The sequence below is a fragment of the Actinomadura xylanilytica genome (genome assembly GCF_030283145.1).
GTDB lineage: Bacteria > Actinomycetota > Actinomycetes > Streptosporangiales > Streptosporangiaceae > Spirillospora > Spirillospora xylanilytica.
Genome location: NZ_JASNWE010000003.1, coordinates 667,904 through 690,377, shown reverse-complemented (window position 1 = coordinate 690,377; position 22,474 = coordinate 667,904). Strand labels below are relative to the sequence as shown.

Sequence of the window (22,474 nt, the reverse complement as noted above, 5' to 3'; positions counted from 1 at the left end):
CCTCTCGCTCGGGAACGGGACCGCTGACCGGTCCCCAGGGCTGCAACGAGATGACGGTCCGTTATCTGCCTCGTCAGGAAGTGCTATATGTCACAGTATCCGCAGGTCAGTGCGGGAGCCGTCCGGCGGCGGCGGCGAGCGCGCCGGTCAGGGTCGCGACGGTGACCGCCGAGAGCCCGGCGAGCACCGCCCAGCGCCCCACCTGGTAGCCGGCCGGGACGCGCTCGGAGTCGCGGCCCCGCACCGGCCAGGGCGCGCGGAGCGGTGCGGTGCCCGGAACGTCCGGCCCGTCGGACGGTCCGATGCCCGGCGGCGCGCCGGACGGCGTGCCGTCCGGCGGCTCGGCGGTGCCGGGCGGCGCGGCGGGCCCGTCGGCGTTCCCGGCCAGGCCCGACACCCAGCCGAGCAGGCCGGCGACCTCGGCGGGCTCGGTGGCCAGGCCCGAGCCGAAGTACCGCACCTGGACGGCGACCTGGTCCAGGGTGCGGACGGTGTTGCCGAGCCCGACCCGGTCGAGCCAGCCGCGCAGGCCGCCGTCGGTGGCGAGGCACCGCCCGATCCCGGTGCGCTCCAGCAGGTCGGTCTTGGTGACGACCACCGCGATCCGCTTCTGCCGTCCCCGGTCGGCGCGGGAGCGCAGCTCGTTCAGCACCCGCTGGAGGGTGTCGGCCGGGTCCTCCTCCGACGACACCGCGGCCTGGTCGACGAGCCGCCGCTCCTCGGCGGTGAGCGCCCGCCGCACCTGCGGCAGCGCGAACGGGTCGAGGACGAACACCAGCGCCTCCCCGTGGTCGAGGTAGCGCAGCGACTCCACCTCGGTCGCGCCCGTGTAGTGCTCGCCCGCCGGGTCGAACAGGTAGAGGATCCGCCGGGCCCGGCCGGGCAGGTCGACGTCGACCATGGTGGCCAGCGGCAGTTCCGGCCCGGTCTTGGCGGGCCGCCCGCCGCGCTGGAACTCGCGGATCGCGCCCGCGTAGGCCTGCGCGTGCCGCCGCTCGACGAACGCCAGCCGGCCGCCCACCGCCCGCGCACGGGAGTGCAGCGCCCGGATACCGAGCACCATGAAGGTGGTCTTGCCCGCCGCCGGGCCGCCCACGAACGGCAGCGGCTCGACCCGGACCCGCCCGATCCGCTCGGGCAGCCGCCCGCCGCAGTGCGGGCAGTACGCGGCCAGCCGGAACCGGCCGAGCGGCACCGTCGTCGGCAGCCGCGCCCCGCAACGGCACACGTGCCGGAACGCGCCGGCCGGGCCGGGGGACAGCCGCGCGTGCCGGGCGCCGCATCCGGGGCACTCGTACACCGGCAGTCCGATCCGCTCGTAGCAGAACGGGTGCGGGCAGGTCTGGAGGATCCGCCCGTACGCCATGAAGACCCGCTCGACGGCGGCCAGCACCAGCACGCACGCCAGCCACGCGGCCAGCCCGACCGCGGCGACCAGCCCGTACAGGACGGTCAGCGCGCCGCCGAGCACGGCTGCGGGCAGTGCCGCGGCGGCGATCCCGGCGCACAGCGCCAGCCACACCGGGAAGGCGAAGAACCCCCAGAGGCCGCCGAGCAGCGTCCGGGTCAGCGTGACCACGATCTCGTGCGCGGTGCGCCAGACCCGCGGCACCACCGTGCGGGTGATCGTCCACCAGTCCCGCCAGACCTGGGTGAGCAGGTAGTGGCGGTAGGCCACCTCGGGCGGGTCGACCGGCGAGGGCCCCGCGAGGGTGGACGGGGCCAGGGTGCGGCAGGCGTGCAGGTAGTACAGGCCGAGCGCGGCGACGCCCGCGACGACCAGCGTGGCCGGGAACAGCACCGGGAACACCACCGCGAACCCGAGCCACATGGTGCCGAGCCACACGGCGATCAGGACGGCGGCCACGACGGGATGCACCGGTCACCTCCCCCGCCCGGGCTCGTCCCGGGCCTCGGCGATCAGGGCGCCCAGGGCCGCGCGCAGCGCCGGGGCGGCGCCCGCGGGCGGGGCGCCCCGCACGAGGTCGCGCCACACCCACCCGGGGATCGCGGCGCCGTGCCCGGCCAGCAGCCCGGCCACCGCGTCCTCCTCGGTTGTTGTCAGCGGGGCGCCGCCACGGCACAGCGCCAGCAGCGCCGCCGCCCGGTCGAGCCCGCCGAGATCGAGCCCTTCTCCATCAGGGCCTCCATCAGGGCCTCCGCCGGGGCGGGAGGCGCTGAGCAGCGCCAGTTCGCCGAGTGCGTCGAGCCCGGCGAAGTCGCGGTCGCGCCAGCAGTCCGCGACCGTCCGTGCGAACCGCCGGGGGGTGCCGCCGTCCGGGGCGGTCAGCGAGTCGACCAGGAACGCGCCGGTGGCGTGGTGCCGTCCGGCCGCCCACACGTCGGGGGTGGTGCCCACCAGCCGCTGCGCCGCGCCGTCCGGGTCGGCGCTGTAGGTGAGGAACGACAGCCGGGCCGCCACCGCGACCGGCAGCGAGTACGACACCACCGCGATCCAGCGGGCGATCAGCTCGCCGTTGGCCGACACCAGCACCACCCGGCCGTGCCCCCGGCCGAGCACCCCGGCGACCGCGCCGACCAGGCGGGCGAGCATGGCGTGGCCGGACGCGCCGGACGCCGCCAGCCACCCGGCCAGCGCCTCGGGCGCCAGCGCCGCGTCCGGCGTCAGCTCCTCGATCTCCGGGAGGTCGGCGTCCGGCGCCGGCCGGTCGGCCCACAGCGGCGAGCGCCACAGCTCGGCCGGGCGCAGCCCCTCCAGCTCGTCCGGCTCGGCCACGACCGCGTGGCCGAGGAAGTTGCCGAACCGGCCCGAGTAGTCGCGGCCGAGGTAGCGGCAGCGCAGCAGCAGGGGCCGCCCGCCCACCCGGTCGTACAGCAGCGCCACCGGGAACCGGTCGATCTCGGCGTCGCCGGGGGCCGGCGGCGCGTCCGGCGGCGGACGGTACGACAGGTGCGGCGTCACCGCGGCCCGCGTCCCGTCCGGCAGGCCCGGCGTCTGCGCGACGAACTGGAAGCCGGCCCGGCCGGTGGGGCCGCGCCGCGCCGAGGTGTAGTGGAGCTGCCAGGCCACGGGCTCAGGACCCTCCGGTGCGGACGCCGCCGAGCATGCCGAAGCGGTACAGCAGCCACAGCAGCGGATCCTCGGCGCGGTGCGGCCGGACGCCGCCGGCGCCGACCCGCCCGTCCTCGGGGACGCCGCCGAGCGCCGACAGCCCGAACAGCGCGAAGTCGGCGTACTGCTGCTCCAGGTACACCTCGAGCCGCCCGGCCTGCCACTCGTGCAGCAGCGCGCGGACCTGCTCGTTCACCGCGTCGCGGTCGTCCAGGTCGAGCACGCCGCTCCCGCCGCGGGACCGGTGCAGCGCCGACTGCCGCAGCGGCGCCGGGCGCAGCGCGTCGATCTTGGTGAGCGCGACCGCGGCCGGCACCGGCAGCCGCTCGCCAGGACGGGTGCCGTGCCGCTGCCGCAGCGCCTCGGTGACCCGGGCGATGACGTCGACCGGCTCGCTGTCCGGATCGTCGCCGGGGACGGGCGGGAGCCCCGGCACCGCGTCCAGCACGGCGGTGCGGGCGCCGGGCAGCTCCAGCGGGTCGACCAGGAAGATGATCGCGTCGGCCGCCTCCAGGTAGCGCAGGTGCAGGTCGCGCGCCTCGCGGCTGCGCAGGTCCTCGCCCGCCGTGTCGAACAGCACCAGCGCGAGCGAGTCGGTGCGGTCGCGGGCGAACCGGGACCGCAGCGTGCGGGTCAGCAGGTAGACCAGCGGCTCGCGCGGGCCGGTCGCGGCGCTCGCGGTCGTCGGCAACAGCCGGTGCTCCTCCAGCAGGGGCCGGGCGAAGTCGCGCTTGTAGCGCTCGATCGTGCGGTCGTCGCAGGCGACCAGCGACGCGTCCAGCTCGGTGCCGACCCGGTTCATCAGCTCGTGCAGCAGCACCGCGATGTAGGTGCTCTTCCCCGCGTTCTTGGCACCGACGAGCGCGACGATCCGGCCGGGGGAGTCGCAGTACGCGGACGGGAGCGGGCTGTGGCACTCGGGGCACGCCCGGCTGCCGGTCGGCTGGCCGCAGCCGGGGCACTCCGCGCGCCCGCCGCGCCCGGCGGGACCCCGCCCCGCGCCCCGTCCGGCGCCCCGTCCCGGGATGCGGCCCGGCACCCGGCCGGGGGCGGCGAAGACCGGGGGGAGGGACGCGCCCGCCGTGGACCCGGTGTACTCGGCGTACGCCTCGTCCAGCACCGGCGCGCAGCCGCGCCGCCGTCCCGCCTGCCCGCGGCACCGGAACAGGATCCGCTGCGGGGCGAGCGCGGCGAAGCAGTACGGGCAGGTGACGTCCTGCCGGGCGGGGGTGCCCGGCAGGCCCACCCGGGAGGCTAGGGACACGGCTTCCTCATCGCTGGACCTGGAGGCGGCGGACGGGGGGATCGCTGAGTTCCACGGCTTCGTCGTCGGTGAAGCACCGCAGCCAGTATGGGCCCGGGGCGTCCGGGAGCGGGAGGGAGACTTCCCCGGGGACGGGCACCCGCTCCCACGCGCCGACCGTCTCGCCGTCGCCCGCGCCGTGCGGCATCACCCGCCCGGCGCGCAGCACCAGCGTGAGCCGGCCGATCCGCAGCGGCCTGGACGCGGTGAGCCGGACGGTCAGCGACCGCCGCCACGGCGGGCCGCCCCGCACCAGGTCGTAGCGCACCACGGCGGACGCGGCGACGGCCGCCGTCACCGGCGGCCCGGTCACCCGGACGCCGCCGACCCGTCCGGCGGAGGCCACCGTCACCTCGACCGGTTCGTCCTCGGGCACCGGCAGCCGGACCCCGCCCTGGGTGTCGTACGCGGCGCGGGTGACGGTCCGGTGTTCGGAGGCGGTCCCAGAACCCCCGGCGGGCTCGGCGGTCTCCGCGGCGCGTCCCGGCTCGGTCCGGTCGCCGGGCCCGGCCGGTCCGGCGCCGACGCGGTGGGCCAGCTCGACCTCCGCCACGTCCGGCGGCCAGTCGAACCCGACGTGCACGTGCGCGCCGCGCCGCTCGGCGACCAGGCGGCGCGGCGGCGGCAGGTCGACGTGCCGGTGGTACGCGCCGATTGCGGCGGTGCCCCCGGCCACCGTCACCGCGAGCAGCCAGCCGCTGCCGGGCCGCACCTCCAGGCCGTCGCCGGCCGGCGTGCCCGCCAGCCGCCGGCTCTCCCGCCGCACCTCCTCGACCGGCACGAGCGCGCTGCGCGGCCACGGCGGCGGGCCGTCCACCAGCACCAGCTCGGCGGTGCCGTGCGGCGGCGGCGCGAACCGCACCCGCAGCAGGCCCGGGTCGGCGGGGTCGGGCTCGGCGGCCAGCTCGTACACCGGGACGGGCGGCGCGCCCGGCGTGACCGACGCCGGCACGCCGGGCGTGACGACCTCGCGGCCCGTCCCGTCGAGGTAGACGGCGCTGACCCGGTAGTGGTGGGTCGCGCCGTTCGGGACGCGTTCGCGGAACCCCTCCCGCTCTGCCGGGACCACCCGCCCGTCGCGGACGAGATGGATCCGCGCGGCCTCGGCGGGGCACCGCCACCGGCCCGTCACCACGCCGTCGCCGGGGGCCAGCGCCACCTCCCGCGGCTCGGGCCGGACGACCACCGGCCCGGCCACGGCGGGCGCCGACGCAGCCTCGCCGCGCACCGCGACCACGCCGTAGTAGAGGGGCACGTTCACCGGCGGCCGGTCGTCGCGCGCACCGGGCACCGGCTCGCCGTCGGCCGCGCCGCGCGGCGGACGGCCGCGGCGCCGCACCACGTGGTAGATCACCTCGCCCGCGGTGGACGGCGAGGCCGGCCACGACAGCCGCACCGCCGTGCCGTCCGCCGGGCCCGCGGACGTGCCGTCCGCCGGGTCGGGGGGCGCGCCGGTCCCGGCCGGGGCGTCGACGTCGGCGCGCAGCGACGGCACCGGCCGCGGCGCGAGCCGCCGCTGGTGCTCCAGCGCCCCCGGCAGGTCGCGGACGAGCCGCAGCGCGTCGGCGAGCAGCCGCCAGGCCCGGTCGGGGTCGTCGTCGGCGACGGCGGCCTCGCGCAGCCGGACGGCGGTGCCCAGCCGGTGCCGCGCCTCGGCCGCCAGCACCTCCTCCTCGGACCGCCCGCCCTCGCCCCACGGCCCTGGGAGCCCCGGCGCCGCCGCGTCGCCGGGCCGCCCCGTCCGGGACGCGCCGGCCAGCTCGGCGGCGGCGTGTACCTCGCCCGCGTCCAGCAGCGTGCGCAGCCGTCCCGCCAGGCCCCCGCCGGGCCCCGCCTCGCGCAGCACCGCGAACACCAGCCGCCGCGCGTCGCCGGGCTCGACCCCGAGGTCCTCCACAGCGTGCCGCAGCAGCGCCGCTTCGGACGCCCGCTGCCGCAGCCGCTCCCGGAGCCGGTCGACCACGTCGAACAGCAGCAGCCCGTCGGGGTCGGCGCCGGAGCGCAGCGCCGCGAGGACGGTGTCGGCGTGCGTGGTGCTGGTGTCGCGGCTGTGCCGCGCCCACTCGGCGCCCGCCGCCGCCACGGCCGTGGGCGTCGGCCGCAGGACCCCGCCCGCGCCGCCGGACGCTCCCGCGCCGCCGGACGCTCCCGCGCCGCCGGACGCTCCCGCGCCGCCGCCCGCGCCGCCCGTTCCCGGGGCCGCGAACCCGCCGAGCACCCGCATCGGTCCCGACAGCCGGGCGCCGAACAGGAAGCCCGCCAGGTGCGGCTTGCCGAGCACGTCCAGCGACTCGCGGACCTTGGGGTAGGCGGGGTAGGGGGCGGCGGTCGGCAGCGCGTCCGGCTCGAGCACCTCGATCCCGTCGGCGCGGGCGAGGCCCGCCAGCTCGTCCAGGGTGACCCCGCCGGCCCGTGCGATCTCCTCGACCTCGGCGGGCGCGACCATGCGCAGCGTCCCCGCCGCGTCGGCCAGCCGCGCCCGCGCCCGGCCGAGGCGCCGCCGGGTCAGCTCCCGCCCGCCGCGCAGCCGCTCGTCCAGCGGGCGGAGGTCGCCGCGCCCGGCCGCGTCGAAGACCGGGGCGAGCTCGCGGTGCTCGGCCTCCAGCCGGTCGACGAGCTTGCGGTACTTCAGTTGCCCGCGGGCCCGCCGCCAGCACTGCCGGACCTGCTTGACCCGCGCCGTGACGGCCGCCGCCGCCAGCGGCTCGGGCAGCGCGTACCGGACCCGCAGGTCCTCGGGCGGCTGGTCGCCGGCCGCCCGCGCGGGCTCGAGCACCTCCCGCTGGTACCACTCGTCTGCGAACATCGCTCCGCTCCGCTCGGCGCGGGGCTCCGGGCCCGCCCGGTCAGCTCACCTGGACCCGGGACAGGGCCTTGCGGGACCGCTCGACCTCCTCCTCGGACATGCCGCCCACGTCCACCTTGAGCTCCAGCCGCTCGCCGGTCTCCTTCTCCACCGCGGTCACGTTGAGCAGCCCGGACGCGTCGAGCGCGAACGTCACCCCGATCGGCCAGCCCGCCTTCTTCCCGGCGGGCACCCGGATCTCGCCTGTGGCGATCTCGGCGTTGTCGATCAGCTCGGCCGACTCGACGCTGCCGGCCTGCTCCATCACCCGCACGGCGGCCGAGGTCTGGTCGTCGTAGACGGTGAAGAAGTCCTCGGTCCGGGCGGCCGGGAGCTCGTCGTTGGCGTGCACCAGGTGCGCGACGTGCTCGGCGCCGGTCTCCCGGTCGACCACCACGATCCCGAAGGCGTGCGAGGCGACCGTCTTGATCTGCCGCCCGGCGATCTCCCGCTGCTGCTCGGCCGACAGGCCCGCCCGGCTGGCCATCTCCTCGGCGCGCTCGGTGGCGCCCTCGCTGACCAGCCGCCGGTAGGTCTCCTCGAACGCGTACAGGGCCGCGCCCTTGGCGACCGCGAGGTCGGGGTCCTGGAGCCGGGGCGCCAGCCCGAGCTCGGTCTCCAGCCGCGCCGCCACCACCGGCATCTTGGTGGACCCGCCGACCAGCACCAGGTCGTCGTAGTCGTGCACGCCCTTGTCGGCCGCGGTGGCCAGGGTGCGGCCGGTGATCTCGACGGTCCGGTCCAGCAGGTCCCTGGTCAGGTCCTCCAGCTTCTCCCGGGTCAGCTCGACCGCGGCGACCCGCCCGTCGTGCATCACCCGGACGGTGTGCGCGGTACGGGTGGTGAGCGCCTTCTTGGCGTCCTCGGCGTCGCGGCGGAGCTGCTGCTCGGTCTGCCGATCGTCGAGCGGGTCGCCCGCGTCCGGATGCTCGGCGCGGAACCGCTCGGCCAGGTGCTCGACCAGCCGGGCGTCCCAGTCGGCGCCGCCGAGCTCGTGGTCGCCGTCGGTGCACACCACCTCGATGTGCCCGCCGCGCAGCGCGATCACGGTGGTGTCGAAGGTGCCGCCGCCGAGGTCGTACACCAGGATCGTCCGGTCGGCGCCCGGGTTCAGCACCCCGTAGGTGATCGCGGCGGCGATCGGCTCGGACACGATGTCGATGACGTTCAGGCCCGCGATCCGGCCGGCCTTGCGGGTGGCGTCGCGCTCGGCGGCGCCGAAGTAGGCCGGCACCGTGACGACCACGTCGCGGGCCTCCTCGCCGGTCGTGGTGCGCGCGTCGGTCGCCAGCTTGAGCAGGATGAACGCCGACAGCTCCTCGGGGGTGAAGTCGATGCCGTGGATCGGCCGGGTCACCTCCCGGCCCATGTCCCGCTTGATCAGGCTGACCACGTGGTCGGGCTCCAGCACCGCGGTGTCCTTGGCGGTGGCGCCGACGATCACGTTCTCGCCGCTCTCGAAGTAGACGACCGAGGGCGTGGTGTCGGTGCCCTCCAGGTTGCGCAGGACCGTGGGACGGCCCACATCGTCGATGGAGGCGATACAGGAGTAGGTGGTCCCCAGGTCGATCCCGTAGACGGCCATCAGAGTCGCGCGAAGGTGCGGCGGCCGTTGGGCGCCGCGGCGTCCGCGCTTGCTCCCTTCCCGGTTTCGTGGATGTGGGCGGGTCCGGTGTTCATCCTCTGGTGTTCAGGGTCCGGCGGTGTCCATCGTCTCGCTCCGCGCGCCCTCGCGCAGCCCGGTCGGACGAGCCGGGAAGGCCGGACGTGCCGGATTCGTCCGATGTGACGGTCTCGGCCGGGTCCGTGGCGAGCTTCCCGACGTGGACGGCGGCCTTGCGCAGGACCCGGTCGCCCTGCTCGAAGCCGTGCGCCTGGACGCCGACCACGGTGCCCGCCCGTCCGGGATCGGTGACGGGGGTGACCGCGACCGGACGGTGCCGGGAGGCGTCGTAGGGCTCGCCGGGCTCGGGGGCGAAGCGCTCGGCGCCGATCCGGGCGAGCACGTCGGCGACGTCGTCGGCGACCGCGGCCAGCAGCCGCGCGGCGTGCGCGGGCGCCGGCGGGGCAGGCTCGGACCAGCGCTCGGACTCGCGGCGGGCCTGGTCGTGCAGGCGGTACAGGGCGGCGCGGACCGGTTCGAGCAGCTCCTGGAGCTCGCCGCGGCGGAGCCGCTGGTTCTCCTCGTGCAGCCGGTCGATGATCGCCTCGCGGTGCGCGGCGCGGTCGTGGTCGCGGTCGAGCCGCGCCGTCAGGACGGCGAGCGCCGTCCTGACCTCGCCCCGGAACCGCTCGCCGCCGTCATCGAGGTCGTCGCCGTCCGGTCCGGCCGTCTCCCCCTGGGGGGCCTGGGCGGCCTCCGCGACCTGGGCGTGCTCGCGCCGCGGCTCCGTGGCGGAGCCGTCGCTGACCCGGAGCTCGCGGTCGCTCGACACGTGCAGTTACCTTAATGGGAGGGAGGGACGGGGGATAGAGCCTGTAGTCCACCTTCATCGGACTTTTCGGTGACCGGTGCCCATTCTCTCGCACCGGCCCCTTCCGCGCCGGTTTCTTCGTGCGGACACGCATGGGTAACACGATGGAAACGCGCTTCCCGCACTGTAGAGGGAGCGGCCCGGCACAAGGCCGCGTACGGCGCGTGAGGACGCGCGCAGACCGCGCGTGGAGGAGGTGGCGATGTTGCTGAGGATCCGCGTCCGGCTGCCGGACCGTCCCGGATCGCTGGCCAAGGTGGCGCGCACCCTCGGGGCCGCGGGCGCCGACGTCGTCCAGATGACGGTCCTGGAACGCGACAACGGGCGGGCGCTCGACGACTTCACCGTGACCTGGCCCGCCGGGGCGGGCATCGACCGGCTCTGCGACGGGCTGGGCTCGATCCCGGGCGTCGGCATCGTGGGCGTCTGGCCCACCGCCGAGCCGCAGGGCGCCTTCCCGGACGCCGCGGTGATCGGCCAGCTCGCGGCCGACCCCCGGCGCGGCGCGCTGATCCTCGCCGACGCCGTCCCGGCGATCCTCAGCGCCGACTGGGCGGGGCTCGCCGAGCCCGGGGCGGACGAGTCGGGCGAGGACGCCGCGCTGGTGTACGCCAGCGCGGGCGGCGTCCCCGGCGGGAGGATCCCCGTCCTGCGCCCGCTGCGGCCCCGGTCCTTCACCGCGCCGGACGGCACCCAGTACGCGACCGGGCCCATCTCCAGCGGCACCGAGCGGGGCCTCGTGCTGCTCGTCGCCCGCACCGGGGCGCCGCCGTTCCACCAGACGGAGGTGTCGCGGCTGGCGCAGCTCGTCGGAGCCGCCGAGACCGTGCTGAGCGGATCGGGCACCCGGCTCGCGACCGGATGAGCGGCCGGGGGTGACCGGCCGGGGGTGAGCGGCCGGTCGGAGGCGGGTCAGCGGGGGCCGAGGAGGGCGAGCACGCCGTCCAGGTCGGTGAGGTGGGCGTCCGACCCGAGGCCCTGCGCGACCGTCGCCGCCGCGGCGCCGCCCCAGGCGGCGCTCTCGACGACGTCCTCGCCGTGCACGAGGCCGGTGATGAAGCCCGCGCAGTAGGCGTCGCCGCAGCCGGTGGTGTCGACCACGTCGACCTCCAGCGCGGGCAGCCGGGTGACCCCGTCGCGGGTCACCACCACGCTGCCCTGCTCGCCGAGGGTGACCACCACCGACCGCGGGCCCTGGTCGAGCAGGGCGAGCGCGGCGGGCACCGGGAGGGCCTCGCCGGTCATCGCCTCGGCCTGCTCCTGGTTGGGCAGGAAGTGGTCGACGTGGGGCAGGAACGCGCTCGCGCCCTTGACCAGGTCGGGGAGGTTGGACAGCAGGTCCATGGTGACCACGGTGCCGGTGTCGCGGGCCGCCGCGAGCATGGCGAAGAAGGCGGGGTCGTTCAGCCCGAAGGTGACGTCGGGGCCGCCGAGGTGCACCACGTCCGCGGCGGCGAGCAGCCCGGGGCCGACCGCGCCCGCGGTGAGGGTGAGGTTGGCGCCCGGCACGTGGAACGAGGGCCGGCCGCCGTCCGGGCGGATCGGCAGGATCGAGGCGCTGGTCTGGTCGGCGGTGCGGCGCACCAGCCCGGTGACGTCGACGCCGTGCCGGCCCATCACCGCGACCAGCAGGTCGCCGAGGTCGTCGTCGCCGATGGCGCCGACGGAGACGACCTGGTTGCCGAGCCGGGCCAGGGCCACCGCGGTCCCGGCGGCGGCGCCCGCGGCGGTCACCCTGATCTGGTCGACCACCACCGTGTCCTGGCCCGGCGGGATCGCCTCGACCGGACGGGCGAGGACGTCGATGATGTGCGCGCCGAGCGTGACGACAGCCATGACCGCGCTCCCTAATGATCGTCAGGGCCGTAGCGTACGCCCTGGAGACCGAAGAACGTGAGAGGTGTTCACATGGTGCTGGAGTACGAGCGGAGCGCGTTGTGCGAGGTCGGCCGCCGGATGGCCGGAACCGGCCTGGTGACCGGCGCGGCGGGCAACGTCAGCGTGCGCGTGGGGGACCTGGTCGCGGTCACGCCCGGCGGGGTGATGCTCGACCGGATGACCCCTGCCGACTGCCCGGTCGTGGACGTGCGGGGCGGCCCGGTGGAGGGCGCGCGGGCGCCGTCCTCGGAGACGCCGATGCATCTGGCGATCTACGAGGCGACCGGCGCCGCCGCGATCGTGCACACCCACTCCACCTACGGGACGGTCGTCGCCAGCACGATGGACGAGCTGCCGCCGATCCACTACAACACGCTGCTGCTCGGCGGCGTGGTGCGGGTCGCCGAGTACGCCACCTACGGCACCCCGGAGCTGGCGGCCAGCGTGCGCGCGGCGATGGCGGGCGGCAAGCGGGCCGCGCTGCTGGCCAACCACGGCGGCGTCGCGATCGGCGGCGACCTGGACGAGGCGTTCGAGAACGCGCGGCTGCTGGAGTGGCTGTGCGGGGTCTACGTGCGCGCCAGGACGATCGGCGAGCCGCGGATCCTCACCGAGGAACAGCTCACCGCCGTCGTCGAACGCGGCCTCGCCCCGGCGGAGTGGCCGGCCGACCTGTAACCTAGCGCTTGCTAGGTTACCTGGAGGAGGGGGCCGCCGATGTCCTTTGTCCTGATCGATCAGCCCCGGCCGCACGTCACCCGGATCACGCTGAACCGGCCCGAGCGGATGAACGCGATGGCCTTCGACGTGATGGTCCCGTTCCGCGAGGCGCTGGAGGAGGTCGGCCGGGACAACGGCACCCGCGTCGTGGTGGTCACCGGCGCCGGCCGCGGCTTCTGCTCCGGCGCCGACCTGGAGTCGCCCGGGGCGATCCCCGGCATCGAGGGGCTCACGGTCAGCTCCATCGCGCTGCGCTCGATGGAGCTGCTCGACGACGTCGTCCGCGCGCTGCGCCGCCTGCACCAGCCGGTGATCGCCGCGGTGAACGGCCCGGCGATCGGCGGCGGCCTGTGCCTGAGCCTGGCCGCCGACATCCGGCTGGCCGCCGACACCGCCTACTTCCGCGCGGCGGGCATCAACAACGGCCTCACCGCGAGCGAGCTCGGGCTCAGCTACCTGCTGCCGCGCGCGATCGGCGCGTCCCGCGCGTTCGAGATCATGCTGTCCGGCCGGGACGTGGACGCGGCCGAGGCCGAGCGGATCGGCCTGGTCTCCCGCACCGTCCCGGGCGACAAGCTGCTGGACGCCTGCGACGAGCTGGCCGAGCGCATCGCCGGGTTCAGCCGGCCCGGCGTCGAGCTGACCAAGCGGATGCTGTGGTCCGGCCTGGACGCCGCGAGCCTGAACGCGCACATGGACCACGAGGGCATCGCCCAGCTCTACGTCCGCCTCACCACCCGCAACTTCGAGGAGGCGATCCAGGCCCGCAAGGAGAACCGCCCTCCGGAGTTCCGCGACTGACTCCGGCGCGCCGCCACCGTCCAGGTGACGGTGACCTGCGCCTGACGCCCGGTGCCCCGGTGCTGGCGTGGGACGGTGGGCCGTGACAGGCTGCCGCCGTGCCCAGGCTTCCTCCGGACGACGCGCGGCTGCGGCTGATGACGGTTCCGGTCGCGCGGCTCGCGACCGCCGACGAGCACGGCCGCCCGCACCTGGTCCCGGTCAGCTTCACCGTCCACCGGGGCACCGTCTACACCGCCGTCGACCACAAGCCGAAGAGCACCCGCGACCTCAAGCGGCTGGCCAACATCCGCGCCAACCCCCGGGTGGCGCTCCTCGCCGACCACTACGAGGACGACTGGGACCGGCTCTGGTGGGTGCGGGTGGACGGCCGCGCCCGGGTCGTCGAGGACCCGGCGGCGATGGCCGGGCCGGTGCGGCTGCTCGCGTCCCGCTACGCGCAGTACCGCGACCGCCCTCCGGAGGGGCCGGTCATCGCGGTCACCATCGAGCGCTGGACCGGATGGGCCGCCACGGCGGACGGAATCGACTAGCTTGCCGGGATGCCTCCCGGTCTGCACCTTGTGAACGACTGGCTGTCGCCCGCCGACGCCCAGGTCCTGGCCGAACGGATCGACGCGGCGGACTGGTCCGATCAGCTCAAGCGCCGCGTCCAGCACTACGGCCACCGCTACGACTACGGGCGGCGCGGCGTGGCCGCCGGAGCGCCCGCCCCGCCGCTGCCCGGCTGGGCGCGCGACCTGGGCGGACGGCTTCACGCCGAGGGGCACCTCGGCGAGCCGCCCGACCAGGTGATCGTGAACGAGTACCGGCCCGGCCAGGGGATCAGCGCGCACGTCGACTGCGTCCCGTGCTTCGGGCCGGTGGTCGCGGCGGTGAGCCTGCTGTCGGGCTGCGTGATGGAGTTCAGCGAGAAGGACGGCGAGGGCAGGGAGGCGCGGCGGCTCGAACCGCGCAGCCTGTGCGTCATGACCGGCCCGTCGCGGTTCGCGTGGCGGCACGCGATCCCCGCGCGCAAGACCGACCCCGGCCCGGACGGCGCCCCGGCCCGGGTCGCGCGCGGCCGGCGGATCTCGGTCACCCTGCGGACCGTGCTGAAGACTTAGGGCCGGTTTCAACGCGCCTCAGCCGTAGCGCGAGCGCGTTACCTGGCCGGTGGGGCGAAGCCGGAGGCGAGCCCCACCGGCCGGATCGCGAAGCGATGCCGCGCTCGCCCAAGCACGGTCGGCGTCCGAGCCTTCAGGCGAGAACGCCGGGCCGGGCTTGAAAGACAACTCAGTCCCAGGCGAGGCCGACGCGGGTCAGGTGGCCGGTGTACTCGATCCGGGGGCGCCAGGCGGGCGGCCAGGCGTCCATGCCGAGGTGCGCGCCCGCGAAGGCGCCGGCGAGGCAGGCGATCGAGTCGGAGTCGCCCGAGGACGCGGCGCCGCGCGCGAGGGCGCCCACCGGGTCGTCCGGGAACAGCAGGAAGCACAGCAGGCCGGTGGCGAGGGCCTCCTCGGCGACCCAGCCGGCGCCGGTCGCCGCGCACGGGTCGGCGCGCCGGTCGGGCGCGGCGAGGGCGGCGTCGAGCCGGTCGAGGACGCCGAGGCACTCGTCCCAGCCGCGGGAGATGAACGCGGCGGGGGAGTCGATGGCGGGACGCTGCCACAGGTCGCCGAGCCAGTCCTCGTGGTAGGTGGTCCGCTGGGCGTGGCAGTGGTCGCGGAGCGCGGCGGGCAGGCCGGCCGGGGCCAGGCCGTCGCACAGCCACCGGACGGCGTACGCGGTGAGCTCGCTGGCCGCCAGCCCGGTCGGGTGGCCGTGGGTGAGGGCGGCCTGGAGCTGCGCGGCGGCCGACCGCTGCTCGGCCGTGAGCCCCGGGACCAGGCCGACCGGCGCGACCCGCATGTTGGCGCCGCACCCCTTGGAGTCCCGCTGGGTCGCCTGGAGCCAGGGGAGCCCTGCGGCGAGGCCCTCACAGGCGCGCAGGCACGTGTTCCCCGGCGCCCTGTTGTTGTCGGGGCTGTACAGCCAGTCGACGAACCGGCGCCGCCACAGCGGGACGATCACGTCCGGGGTGAGCGGCACGTCCCGCGGGGCGTCGAGCAGCCCGTCGGCGACGGCGAGGGCCATCTGGGTGTCGTCGGTGACCAGCGCGGGCGACCCGGTGGGCTCGCGCGGCCCGTCCGGCCCGAACCGCCGGGCGATCTCCTCCATGCCGAGGAACTCGGTGGGCGCGCCGAGCGCGTCCCCGTACGCCAGCCCGAAGACCGTCCCGCTCGCCCGCCGCGTCATGGCGAGTCCTCCTTCTCCCGTACGTCGTCCTCGCCGCATTGTTTCCTAATCGGGGGCGGTGGCGCGGCGGTAGGCGCCGGGCGTGATGCCGAAGCAGCGGACGAACCAGCGGGTCAGGTGGCTCTGGTCGGCGAAGCCGGTCCGGGCCGCGACGGCGCCGATCGGCTCACCCCGCGCGAGCAGCCGCTGCGCGGCGCGCAGGCGGAGCTGCCGCTGGTAGTCGCTGGGCGCCATCCCGTGCACCTGCCGGAACGCCCGGTAGAGCGCGAACCGGCTGCATCCCGCCGCCTCGGCCAGGGCACCGCCCGACACGTCCTCCAGCGGGGCCTCGTCCAGCCGCAGCCGGGCCCGTTCGGCGATCCGCGCGACGCCCGGCGGCGGCGCCGCGCGCAGGGGCCCGGTCGCGGCGCGGTTCACCATCGCGCCGACGGCGGCGGTGAGCAGCTCGTCGCGGCGCAGTGCCGGGGCGCCGTTGAGCAGCGCCCCGTGCAGGGCGCTCAGACCGTTCGCCAGCAAGGCGTCGGCGACGACCGGGGCGGCGAACAGCGGCGCCGCGGCGGGCCGTCCGGCGATGTCGGCGAGGACGCCGGACACCACCTCCGGCCCGATGTGCACGATCCGGTAGGTGAACCCCAGGGGGTCGGCGGGGTGCCCGTCGTGCGGGTCGTCGGGGTTGAAGGCCATGACCATGCCGGCCGTGCTGGTGTGCGCGGCGCCCCGGCAGCGGAACGCCTGGCGACCGTCCTCGGTGACGCCGAACGAGTAGGTCTCGTGGCTGTGCCGGTGGTAGGCGTGCCGCTCGATGTGGGCGTGCATCGCCTCCAGGGGCCGGTCGCCGGACCGCCAGTACCGGGTCCACTCGCGCGTCACGCCGCCATTCTCCCAGGACGGGGCGCACGAGCGTCCAAGACGGCCGGACGGAACCGGGCCAGGCTGGCCGCATGCGTTTCGACACCAAGATCGGCATCGTGGTCCGCGACGACCTGGCGGCGTGGCAGCGGCTCAACGTGACCGCCTTCCTGGCCGGCGCCCTCGCCGGCGGGCCCCCCGGGCTGCTCGGCGAGCCCTACGAGGACGCCGCGGACCGCCGCTACCTGGCGATGTTCCGGCAGCCCGTGCTGGTCTACACCGCGACCGCGGACGACCTCGCGCGGGTGCACGAGCGCGCGGTCGCCCGCGGGTTCGACCTCGCCGTCTACATCGAGGAGATGTTCAAGACCGGCCACGACGAGGACAACCGGGCCGCGGTCCGCGCCGCCGACGCCGCGCGGCTGCCGCTCGTCGGGCTCGGCGTGCACGGGCCGCGCAACCCGGTGGACAAGGCGCTCAAGGGGCTGCCACTGCACCCGTGATGCCGGCCAGCTCGGCCAGCCGGGCGCGGTGCCGGTCGGGGGAGCCGAAGAGCTGCCGGGACGACTGGGCCCGCTTGAAGTACAGGTGGGCGTCGTGCTCCCAGGTGAACCCGATGCCGCCGTGGAGCTGGATGGTCTCGCCCGCGGTGTGCAGGTAGGCGTCCGAGCAGTACGCCTTGGCGAGCGCGGCGGCGGCGGGCAGCTCGGCCGGCCTCTCGTCGGCGGCCTCCGCCGCGTTCAGCACGGCCGATCGGGCCGACTCCACCTGCACGAACATGTCCGCGCAGCGGTGCTTGACCGCCTGGAACGAGCCGATCGGGCGGCCGAACTGGTGCCGCACCTTGGCGTACTCCACGGTCATGTCCAGGGCCTGCTGCGCGCCGCCGAGCTGCTCGGCCGCGAGGGCGACCGCCGCCACGTCCAGCGTGCGCGCGAGGACGGCCGCCGCGTCGCCCTCGATCCGCCGGGCCGGGACGGCGGCGAACGCGAGCCGCGCCAGGCGGCGGGTCTGGTCGAGGGTGGGGAGCGGCGCGCGGTCGAGGCCGGGCGCCGTGCCGTCCACCGCGAACAGCGCCGTGCCCTCGCCGGTGCCGGCGGCGACCAGGAGGAGCCCGGCGATGTGGCCGTCGAGGACCTGCGGCGCCGCGCCGTCCAGGACCCAGCCGCCGCCGCCGTCGTGGCGGGCGGTGACGGGCGCGCCCTCGACGAGGGTGGCGATGGTGTCGCCGGACGCGATGCCGGGGAGGAGGTCGCGCTTGGCGGCCTCGTCGGACGTGGCGGCCAGCGCGGTGCCGGCGAGCGCGACGGTGGCGAGGTAGGGGGAGCAGACCAGCGCGCGGCCCATCTCCTCGAACACCACGGCCAGCTCGCGCACCCCGAACCCGGCGCCGCCGTACTCCTCGGGGATCGCCAGGCTCTGGAGGCCGAGCTGGCCGGCCATCTGCGCCCAGACCCGCGGGTCGTGGCCCTCGGGCGTCTCCATCAGCCGCCGGACCTCGGCGCCCGGCGATCTGTCGGCGAAGAAGCGGCGCAGTGTCGCGCGCAGTTCCCGCTGTTCCTCGGTGACGACGAGCCTCATCCAGCGGCCTCCTGAAATAGCCGACCTTGTGCTTGGTCGGGCATTGTGCCCTACTCGTGCTCCGGGGCCGGCGGCCGGGGTCAGGGTGCCCAGTCGTGCGGGCCGAGGGTGAAGCCGGCGGGTGTCGAGTGCAGGTGGTTCGCCGAGACCAGGCGGCCCAGTGCCGCCCAGATGTCCTCCTCGGGCCGGCCGATCTGCTCCCTGAGGGTGTCGATGTCGGCCGCGCCCCCGTCCTTGTCGATCTCGGCGACCGCCTCGTACACCACGAGTTCGAAGTCGCTCAGCTCTTGGACGTCGCCGCGTTCGTCGGTCATACCGACGGCGTTCCCGTTCTGCGCGCGTCCAAGAGTCGCCCCGCGCCGCCCGGACGGGTCAGCCGTGCCGCTTGAGCTCGTGGAAGAAGTCCGGCACGGTGTTCAGCGCGCCCGACGCGGCGACCCGGTCGTAGACGTAGCGGGCCACGGCGAGGTCGAGGACGCCGAGCCCGAACGGGGAGAACACGACCGGCCGGTCGGCGGGCGGGCGGGTCCGCCCCTCCAGCACGTCGTAGAGGGTCCCGGCGACGAAGTCGCGGTTCCCGGACCGCTGCTCGGCCAGGTGCGGCGAGGTGTCGGCCTTGAGGCAGTGCTCGACGTCGTCCACCACGTTGTAGGCCGACAGGATGATCTCGGGCGACAGGTCGCGCAGCGAGACGTGCAGCACCAGCGGGTTGTGCCCGAACCAGCCGGGGTCGGTGACGTGCGGCGCGCCCGCCACGGTGGCGAAGACGATCAGGTCGCTGGAGCGGATCAGGTCCTCGGCCCGGTCGTGCACGGTGACCGTGCCGGAGCCGGAGCGCTCCAGGTAGCCGCGGAAGCCCTCGGCGTGCTCGGCCGACAGGTCGTGCACCCCGAGCCGATCGAACGCGAAGCCGTTCGCGGCCAGGTACATGTGGACGTAGCGGGCGATCAGCCCGGCGCCGACGAACCCGACGCGGCGCGGGCGGCCCGCGGAGGCCGGGCCGTCCCGGCGGTCGCTCAGCTCGGCGGCGGCCAGCGCGGCGGACGCGGCCGTGCGGGCGGCGCTGATGATGGAGCTCTCCAGGCAGGCGAACGGGTAGCCGGTCTCGGTGTCGTTGAGGATCAGCACCGCCGAGGCGCGTGGGATCCCGGCGGCGACGTTCTCGGGGAAGCTGGAGATCCACTTGATCCCGTGCACGCCCACGTCGCCGCCGACCGAGGCGGGCAGCGCGATGATCCGCGAGGACGGCCGGTCGGGGAAGCGCAGGAAGTAGGAGTCGGGGTTGACCGTCCGGCCCTCGCCGTGCAGCCGGTAGGCGGCCTCGACCATCCGGGTGACCTGCTCCTCGCGCCCGCCGATCGCCTCCTGGACCTGGGCTCCGGAGATCACGGCGAAGGGGGGTGGCTGCGTCATGTCGGCGACTCCGGGGAAGGACGGTCGGTGAGGATGGGGGTCAGACGCCGAGGATATCGGCGCCCGGCAGGTCGAGCTCGGCGGCCAGTTCGCCGAAGTTCTCCACCAGCCAGCTCTCCTCGTAGATCGAGTCGAGGTAGCGCTCGCCGAGGTCGGGGGCGATGGCCACCGCGACCGGCCGCTCGCCCGGGTACTTCTCGGCGAGCCAGCGCGCGGCCCCCGACACCACCGTGCCGGTGGACCCGCCGAACAGGAACCCGCGCGCCGCGAGGGCGTGCACGGTGCGGATGGTGTCGGTCTCGGGGACGTGCACCACGTCGTCGATGTAGGCCTCGTCGACCAGCTCGGGACGGCTGCTGGTGCCGAGGCCCGGGACCATGCGCCGTTCGGGCATGCCGCCGAAGGTGACCGAGCCGACCGCGTCGACGGCCACGATGGTGACCGGACGGGCGCGCTCGCGGAAGTAGCGGGCGCAGCCCATCAGCGTGCCGGTGGTGCCGGCCCCGACGAACAGCACCTCCAGCCCGGGGAACTGCCGGTCGATCGCGGGGGCGGTGCCGCGGTGGTGCGCGACCCAGTTGTTGCGGTTGGCGTACTGGTTCAGCCAGACGTAGCGGTCGCCGGACTCGCACAGGCTCCGCACGTAGCCGATCCGGCTCTCCAGGTAGCCGCCGTTGGCGTCCTGCCGGGAGATGACCCGCACCTCGGCGCCGAGCGCCCGCATGACCCGCATCGACGCGGGGTTGCAGCGCGGGTCGGTGACGCACACGAACCGCAGGCCCTTGCTCGCGGCGATCAGGCTCAGCGCGATGCCGAGGTTCCCCGAGGAGGACTCGACGATGATCGAACCGGGGGTCAGCGCGCCCTCCCGCTCGGCCGCCTCGATCATCGCCGCCGCGGCCTTGAGCTTCACCGAGCCGGCGAAGTTGAACCCCTCGCACTTGAGATGCAGAGGCAGGCCGAGTACCGCCCCGAGATCCACATAAAGGTCCTCGACATTAAAATCCTGCGGCGAGGTGATGATGGGCACTTTGCCACCCTCGAATGAATGACAATTGTCGGTCGCGAGGGAAGGAATGGCGGTCTCGGTAATTGATGCCGTTCCCCCCGTCGACCCCCGAAGTTCGCCGCGGGGTTCTCACCGAACCGTGGCGGAGCCTCACCGTACCTTCGGCCATGTTCCCCCGCAACCCCCACTTACCAGCGAGTAAGGTCTAATGCGCGGATTCCGGTGAGCTTCTGGGCGACGACTGACATAGGCTATGCCACCGCTCATTTGGTGATGACAGTGCATAAGTCTTACATCACGGAGAGTAAACATGAATGCTCGCCGACCCGTCCTCGACCGGCTGCCGGCCACGGCCGGGCTGCCGGCCCTCGCGATCCCCGCCGCGGACCTCGAGCGGGCCCGTGAACTGGCCGTACGGCACGGGATGGCGCGCGAGCGGGAGGTCGACCTGGCCGATCCGGTGATCACCTGGGTGGAGCGCTTCGCCGCCGAGGCGGACCGGCCGGCCGTCCGGGACCGGACCCGCGTCCTGTCCTATGCGGAGCTGGCGGCCGAGGCCCGCCGCATCGCCGCGCTGCTGGCGGCGGCCGGGGTGGAGCCGGGCACCGTCGTCGGCGTCGGCGGGGCCCGCTGCGCCACCGTGGTCGCGGCGTTCCTGGCGATCGAGCTGATCGGCGCGCTGTACGTGCCCGCCGACGAGACCTGGCCGGCGGCGCGCGTGCGGGACGTGCTCGCGCAGGCGGAGGCGCCCGTCCTGCTCACCGTCGACACCGGGGCGACCGCGCCCGCGCTGCTGGACGGGGCCGCCGAGGCCGGCTGCCGGGTGGTGCGCGCCGAGGGCGCGGCCGGGTGCGCGCCGTGGGCGGGGCCGCCGCTGCTGGACGCCCCCGACCGTCCCCGGTACGTGCTGTTCACCTCCGGCTCGACCGGCCGCCCGAAGGGCGCGGTCGTCGAGCACCAGGGGATGCTGAACCACCTGCACGCCAAGATCGTCGATCTGGGCCTGACCGGCGCCGACGTGGTCGCGCAGACCGCCCCGCTCGGCTTCGACATCTCGGTCTGGCAGATGCTGTGCCCGCTGCTGGTCGGCGGCCGGGTGGACGTGATCGGCGACGAGACCGGGCACGACCCGGTGGCGTTCGCCCGCGCGGTGGACGGGCAGGGCATCACGGTGGTGGAGCTGGTCCCCACCCTGGTCGGCCACCTGCTGGACGACCTGGCGGGCGCCGCCGGCCCGGGTCCGGCGGGGTCGCTGGGCGGGCTGCGGTGGATGATCGCGACGGGGGAGGAGCTGCCCGCCGAGCTGGCGCGGCGCTGGCTGGCCGCGGTCCCGCACGCGCGGCTGCTCAACGCCTACGGGCCGACCGAGTGCTCCGACGACGTCACCCACCACACCGTGACCGCGGGCGATCTGGACCTGCTGCGCCTGCCCATCGGCGGCCCGGTCGTGAACGCCCGGCTGTACGTGCTGCGCGAGGAGGACGGCCGCTGGACGGCCTGCGACGTGGGCGAGGACGGCGAGCTGTTCGTCGGCGGGGTCTGCGTCGGCCGCGGCTACCTGGGCGACCACGACCGGACGCGCGAGGCGTTCTACCAGGACCCGTTCGGGGACTCGCCGACCGGCCGGCTGTACCGGACGGGCGACGCGGTCCGGCTGCTGCCCGCCGGCGCGGGCGGCGAGGACCGCCCGACGCTCCAGTACCTCGGCCGGGTGGACCGGCAGGTCAAGATCTCCGGCGTCCGGATGGAGCTGGGCGAGATCGAGGCGGTGCTCCAGCGGCATCCGGACGTCCGGGCCGCCGCGGTCGTGGTGCACGAGTACGGGTCCCGCCGCGGTGGAGGATCTGCTGACTCTGTGTGACGACACTGGCCGTGTCCGGTCGTCAACCGTTGTCACTTGACGAGCGTCCGATGCCGCCGCGGCGCCGCCGCTGACCGTCCGCTTTGTAACTCCCGTGAGTAATTCCTGGGGCCAAGTTCTACATTCGGGGGGATTGCGAGGCATGTGACAGGCTGGTTAACTGTGGCTTCGCTACTCCCGAGTAGTGACGCGGGCCGCGGTCGGCCCCGTCAGGACGGAAAGCGGCGGAGCCCGCAGTGCTCCGCACCGGTGGGAACACCCGTGCGCGGCGGGTGTCGCGCGCGGGACCGCGTTCTCCGGCGGGACTTGGGGAAAGGGGACGGGGACAAGACCGACGGTTCTGTGGTCACTCTTTTTATCTCATGCCCTTCGGGTGGCCTGCGGCCCCTA

The 22,474-nt window shown here is 75.5% G+C and carries 20 protein-coding genes; 7 read left to right on the top strand and 13 right to left on the bottom strand.

Annotated elements, in window-relative coordinates; genetic code table 11:
• Window positions 1–106: 106 nt before the first annotated feature.
• The 6 genes from QP090_RS20810 to grpE all read right to left on the bottom strand — a co-directional run bounded on the left by QP090_RS20810 (window position 107) and on the right by grpE (window position 9,656).
• Window positions 107–1,879 carry a TRAFAC clade GTPase domain-containing protein gene (locus QP090_RS20810; RefSeq protein WP_285940784.1) on the bottom strand — a complete coding sequence of 591 codons (1,773 nt, stop codon included), beginning with the start codon at window positions 1,877–1,879 and terminating at the stop codon, window positions 107–109.
• 3 nt (window positions 1,880–1,882) lie between these two features.
• Window positions 1,883–3,031 (bottom strand): GAP1-N2 domain-containing protein, encoded by a 1,149-nt coding sequence (locus tag QP090_RS20805; protein ID WP_285940783.1) that lies wholly within the window; start codon window positions 3,029–3,031, stop codon window positions 1,883–1,885.
• 4 nt (window positions 3,032–3,035) lie between these two features.
• Complete coding sequence (locus QP090_RS20800) at window positions 3,036–4,337, bottom strand: TRAFAC clade GTPase domain-containing protein (protein WP_285940782.1); 1,302 nt, start codon at window positions 4,335–4,337, stop codon at window positions 3,036–3,038.
• Between the two features lie 7 nt (window positions 4,338–4,344).
• Window positions 4,345–7,182: a SaeA-related protein gene (locus QP090_RS20795; protein WP_285940781.1), complete on the bottom strand. Its 2,838-nt coding sequence runs from the start codon at window positions 7,180–7,182 to the stop codon at window positions 4,345–4,347.
• 40 nt (window positions 7,183–7,222) lie between these two features.
• Window positions 7,223–8,806 (bottom strand): Hsp70 family protein, encoded by a 1,584-nt coding sequence (locus QP090_RS20790; RefSeq protein ID WP_285940780.1) that lies wholly within the window; start codon window positions 8,804–8,806, stop codon window positions 7,223–7,225.
• A 91-nt stretch (window positions 8,807–8,897) separates the two neighbouring features.
• Window positions 8,898–9,656, bottom strand: coding sequence for a nucleotide exchange factor GrpE (gene grpE / locus QP090_RS20785; protein WP_285940779.1), 759 nt, complete (start codon window positions 9,654–9,656; stop codon window positions 8,898–8,900).
• A 241-nt stretch (window positions 9,657–9,897) separates the two neighbouring features.
• On the opposite strand from grpE, the gene QP090_RS20780 reads away from it, so the two are divergent.
• Window positions 9,898–10,560 (top strand): ACT domain-containing protein, encoded by a 663-nt coding sequence (locus tag QP090_RS20780; protein ID WP_285940778.1) that lies wholly within the window; start codon window positions 9,898–9,900, stop codon window positions 10,558–10,560.
• A gap of 47 nt (window positions 10,561–10,607) precedes the next feature.
• Here QP090_RS20780 and QP090_RS20775 read toward each other — a convergent pair whose 3' ends face one another.
• The gene (locus tag QP090_RS20775; protein WP_285940777.1) at window positions 10,608–11,531 is read right to left on the bottom strand and encodes a carbohydrate kinase family protein; all 924 of its coding nucleotides are present in this window, start codon (window positions 11,529–11,531) and stop codon (window positions 10,608–10,610) included.
• A gap of 72 nt (window positions 11,532–11,603) precedes the next feature.
• Between QP090_RS20775 and QP090_RS20770 the strand changes: the two genes are divergently transcribed.
• The 4 genes from QP090_RS20770 to QP090_RS20755 all read left to right on the top strand — a co-directional run bounded on the left by QP090_RS20770 (window position 11,604) and on the right by QP090_RS20755 (window position 14,200).
• Entirely contained in the window at window positions 11,604–12,251 is a 648-nt protein-coding gene (locus QP090_RS20770) for a class II aldolase/adducin family protein (protein ID WP_285940776.1), read from the top strand.
• A gap of 39 nt (window positions 12,252–12,290) precedes the next feature.
• Complete coding sequence (locus QP090_RS20765; protein ID WP_285940775.1) at window positions 12,291–13,094, top strand: enoyl-CoA hydratase; 804 nt, start codon at window positions 12,291–12,293, stop codon at window positions 13,092–13,094.
• A gap of 98 nt (window positions 13,095–13,192) precedes the next feature.
• Window positions 13,193–13,627: a TIGR03668 family PPOX class F420-dependent oxidoreductase gene (locus QP090_RS20760; protein WP_285940774.1), complete on the top strand. Its 435-nt coding sequence runs from the start codon at window positions 13,193–13,195 to the stop codon at window positions 13,625–13,627.
• 9 nt (window positions 13,628–13,636) lie between these two features.
• Window positions 13,637–14,200 (top strand): alpha-ketoglutarate-dependent dioxygenase AlkB, encoded by a 564-nt coding sequence (locus tag QP090_RS20755; protein WP_285940773.1) that lies wholly within the window; start codon window positions 13,637–13,639, stop codon window positions 14,198–14,200.
• Window positions 14,201–14,369: 169 nt separating this feature from the next.
• Here the strand turns inward: QP090_RS20755 and QP090_RS20750 are convergent, their stop codons facing one another.
• A complete protein-coding gene (locus tag QP090_RS20750; RefSeq protein WP_285940772.1) occupies window positions 14,370–15,371 on the bottom strand; it encodes an ADP-ribosylglycohydrolase family protein in 1,002 nt (333 codons plus the stop codon).
• A gap of 45 nt (window positions 15,372–15,416) precedes the next feature.
• Window positions 15,417–16,241 carry a helix-turn-helix transcriptional regulator gene (locus tag QP090_RS20745; RefSeq protein WP_285940771.1) on the bottom strand — a complete coding sequence of 275 codons (825 nt, stop codon included), beginning with the start codon at window positions 16,239–16,241 and terminating at the stop codon, window positions 15,417–15,419.
• A gap of 71 nt (window positions 16,242–16,312) precedes the next feature.
• On the opposite strand from QP090_RS20745, the gene QP090_RS20740 reads away from it, so the two are divergent.
• Window positions 16,313–16,723 (top strand): DUF2000 domain-containing protein, encoded by a 411-nt coding sequence (locus QP090_RS20740; protein WP_285940770.1) that lies wholly within the window; start codon window positions 16,313–16,315, stop codon window positions 16,721–16,723.
• Here the strand turns inward: QP090_RS20740 and QP090_RS20735 are convergent.
• The 4 genes from QP090_RS20735 to sbnA all read right to left on the bottom strand — a co-directional run bounded on the left by QP090_RS20735 (window position 16,698) and on the right by sbnA (window position 20,244).
• Window positions 16,698–17,801, bottom strand: coding sequence for an acyl-CoA dehydrogenase family protein (locus QP090_RS20735; protein WP_285940769.1), 1,104 nt, complete (start codon window positions 17,799–17,801; stop codon window positions 16,698–16,700). The genes QP090_RS20740 and QP090_RS20735 overlap by 26 nt on opposite strands.
• A gap of 80 nt (window positions 17,802–17,881) precedes the next feature.
• Window positions 17,882–18,115, bottom strand: coding sequence for a hypothetical protein (locus QP090_RS20730; RefSeq protein WP_285940768.1), 234 nt, complete (start codon window positions 18,113–18,115; stop codon window positions 17,882–17,884).
• A gap of 58 nt (window positions 18,116–18,173) precedes the next feature.
• A complete protein-coding gene (gene sbnB / locus QP090_RS20725) occupies window positions 18,174–19,214 on the bottom strand; it encodes a 2,3-diaminopropionate biosynthesis protein SbnB (RefSeq protein WP_285940767.1) in 1,041 nt (346 codons plus the stop codon).
• 40 nt (window positions 19,215–19,254) lie between these two features.
• A complete protein-coding gene (gene sbnA / locus QP090_RS20720; protein ID WP_285940766.1) occupies window positions 19,255–20,244 on the bottom strand; it encodes a 2,3-diaminopropionate biosynthesis protein SbnA in 990 nt (329 codons plus the stop codon).
• 289 nt (window positions 20,245–20,533) lie between these two features.
• On the opposite strand from sbnA, the gene QP090_RS20715 reads away from it, so the two are divergent.
• Window positions 20,534–22,084, top strand: coding sequence for an amino acid adenylation domain-containing protein (locus QP090_RS20715; protein ID WP_285940765.1), 1,551 nt, complete (start codon window positions 20,534–20,536; stop codon window positions 22,082–22,084).
• The last annotated feature ends 390 nt before the right edge of the window (window positions 22,085–22,474 follow it).

What these genes read in the sequence shown, in the direction of transcription:
- QP090_RS20755 (WP_285940773.1), top strand. Translation starts at nt 13,637, where the DNA reads ATGCCTCCCGGTCTGCACCTTGTGAACGACTGGCTGTCGCCCGCCGAC.
- QP090_RS20715 (WP_285940765.1), top strand. Translation starts at nt 20,534, where the DNA reads ATGAATGCTCGCCGACCCGTCCTCGACCGGCTGCCGGCCACGGCCGGG.
- QP090_RS20750 (WP_285940772.1), bottom strand. Translation starts at nt 15,371, where the DNA reads ATGACGCGGCGGGCGAGCGGGACGGTCTTCGGGCTGGCGTACGGGGAC.
- QP090_RS20730 (WP_285940768.1), bottom strand. Translation starts at nt 18,115, where the DNA reads ATGACCGACGAACGCGGCGACGTCCAAGAGCTGAGCGACTTCGAACTC.
- sbnB (WP_285940767.1), bottom strand. Translation starts at nt 19,214, where the DNA reads ATGACGCAGCCACCCCCCTTCGCCGTGATCTCCGGAGCCCAGGTCCAG.
- QP090_RS20765 (WP_285940775.1), top strand. Translation starts at nt 12,291, where the DNA reads ATGTCCTTTGTCCTGATCGATCAGCCCCGGCCGCACGTCACCCGGATC.
- QP090_RS20770 (WP_285940776.1), top strand. Translation starts at nt 11,604, where the DNA reads ATGGTGCTGGAGTACGAGCGGAGCGCGTTGTGCGAGGTCGGCCGCCGG.
- QP090_RS20780 (WP_285940778.1), top strand. Translation starts at nt 9,898, where the DNA reads ATGTTGCTGAGGATCCGCGTCCGGCTGCCGGACCGTCCCGGATCGCTG.
- QP090_RS20740 (WP_285940770.1), top strand. Translation starts at nt 16,313, where the DNA reads ATGCGTTTCGACACCAAGATCGGCATCGTGGTCCGCGACGACCTGGCG.
- QP090_RS20795 (WP_285940781.1), bottom strand. Translation starts at nt 7,182, where the DNA reads ATGTTCGCAGACGAGTGGTACCAGCGGGAGGTGCTCGAGCCCGCGCGG.
- QP090_RS20735 (WP_285940769.1), bottom strand. Translation starts at nt 17,801, where the DNA reads ATGAGGCTCGTCGTCACCGAGGAACAGCGGGAACTGCGCGCGACACTG.
- QP090_RS20790 (WP_285940780.1), bottom strand. Translation starts at nt 8,806, where the DNA reads ATGGCCGTCTACGGGATCGACCTGGGGACCACCTACTCCTGTATCGCC.
- QP090_RS20775 (WP_285940777.1), bottom strand. Translation starts at nt 11,531, where the DNA reads ATGGCTGTCGTCACGCTCGGCGCGCACATCATCGACGTCCTCGCCCGT.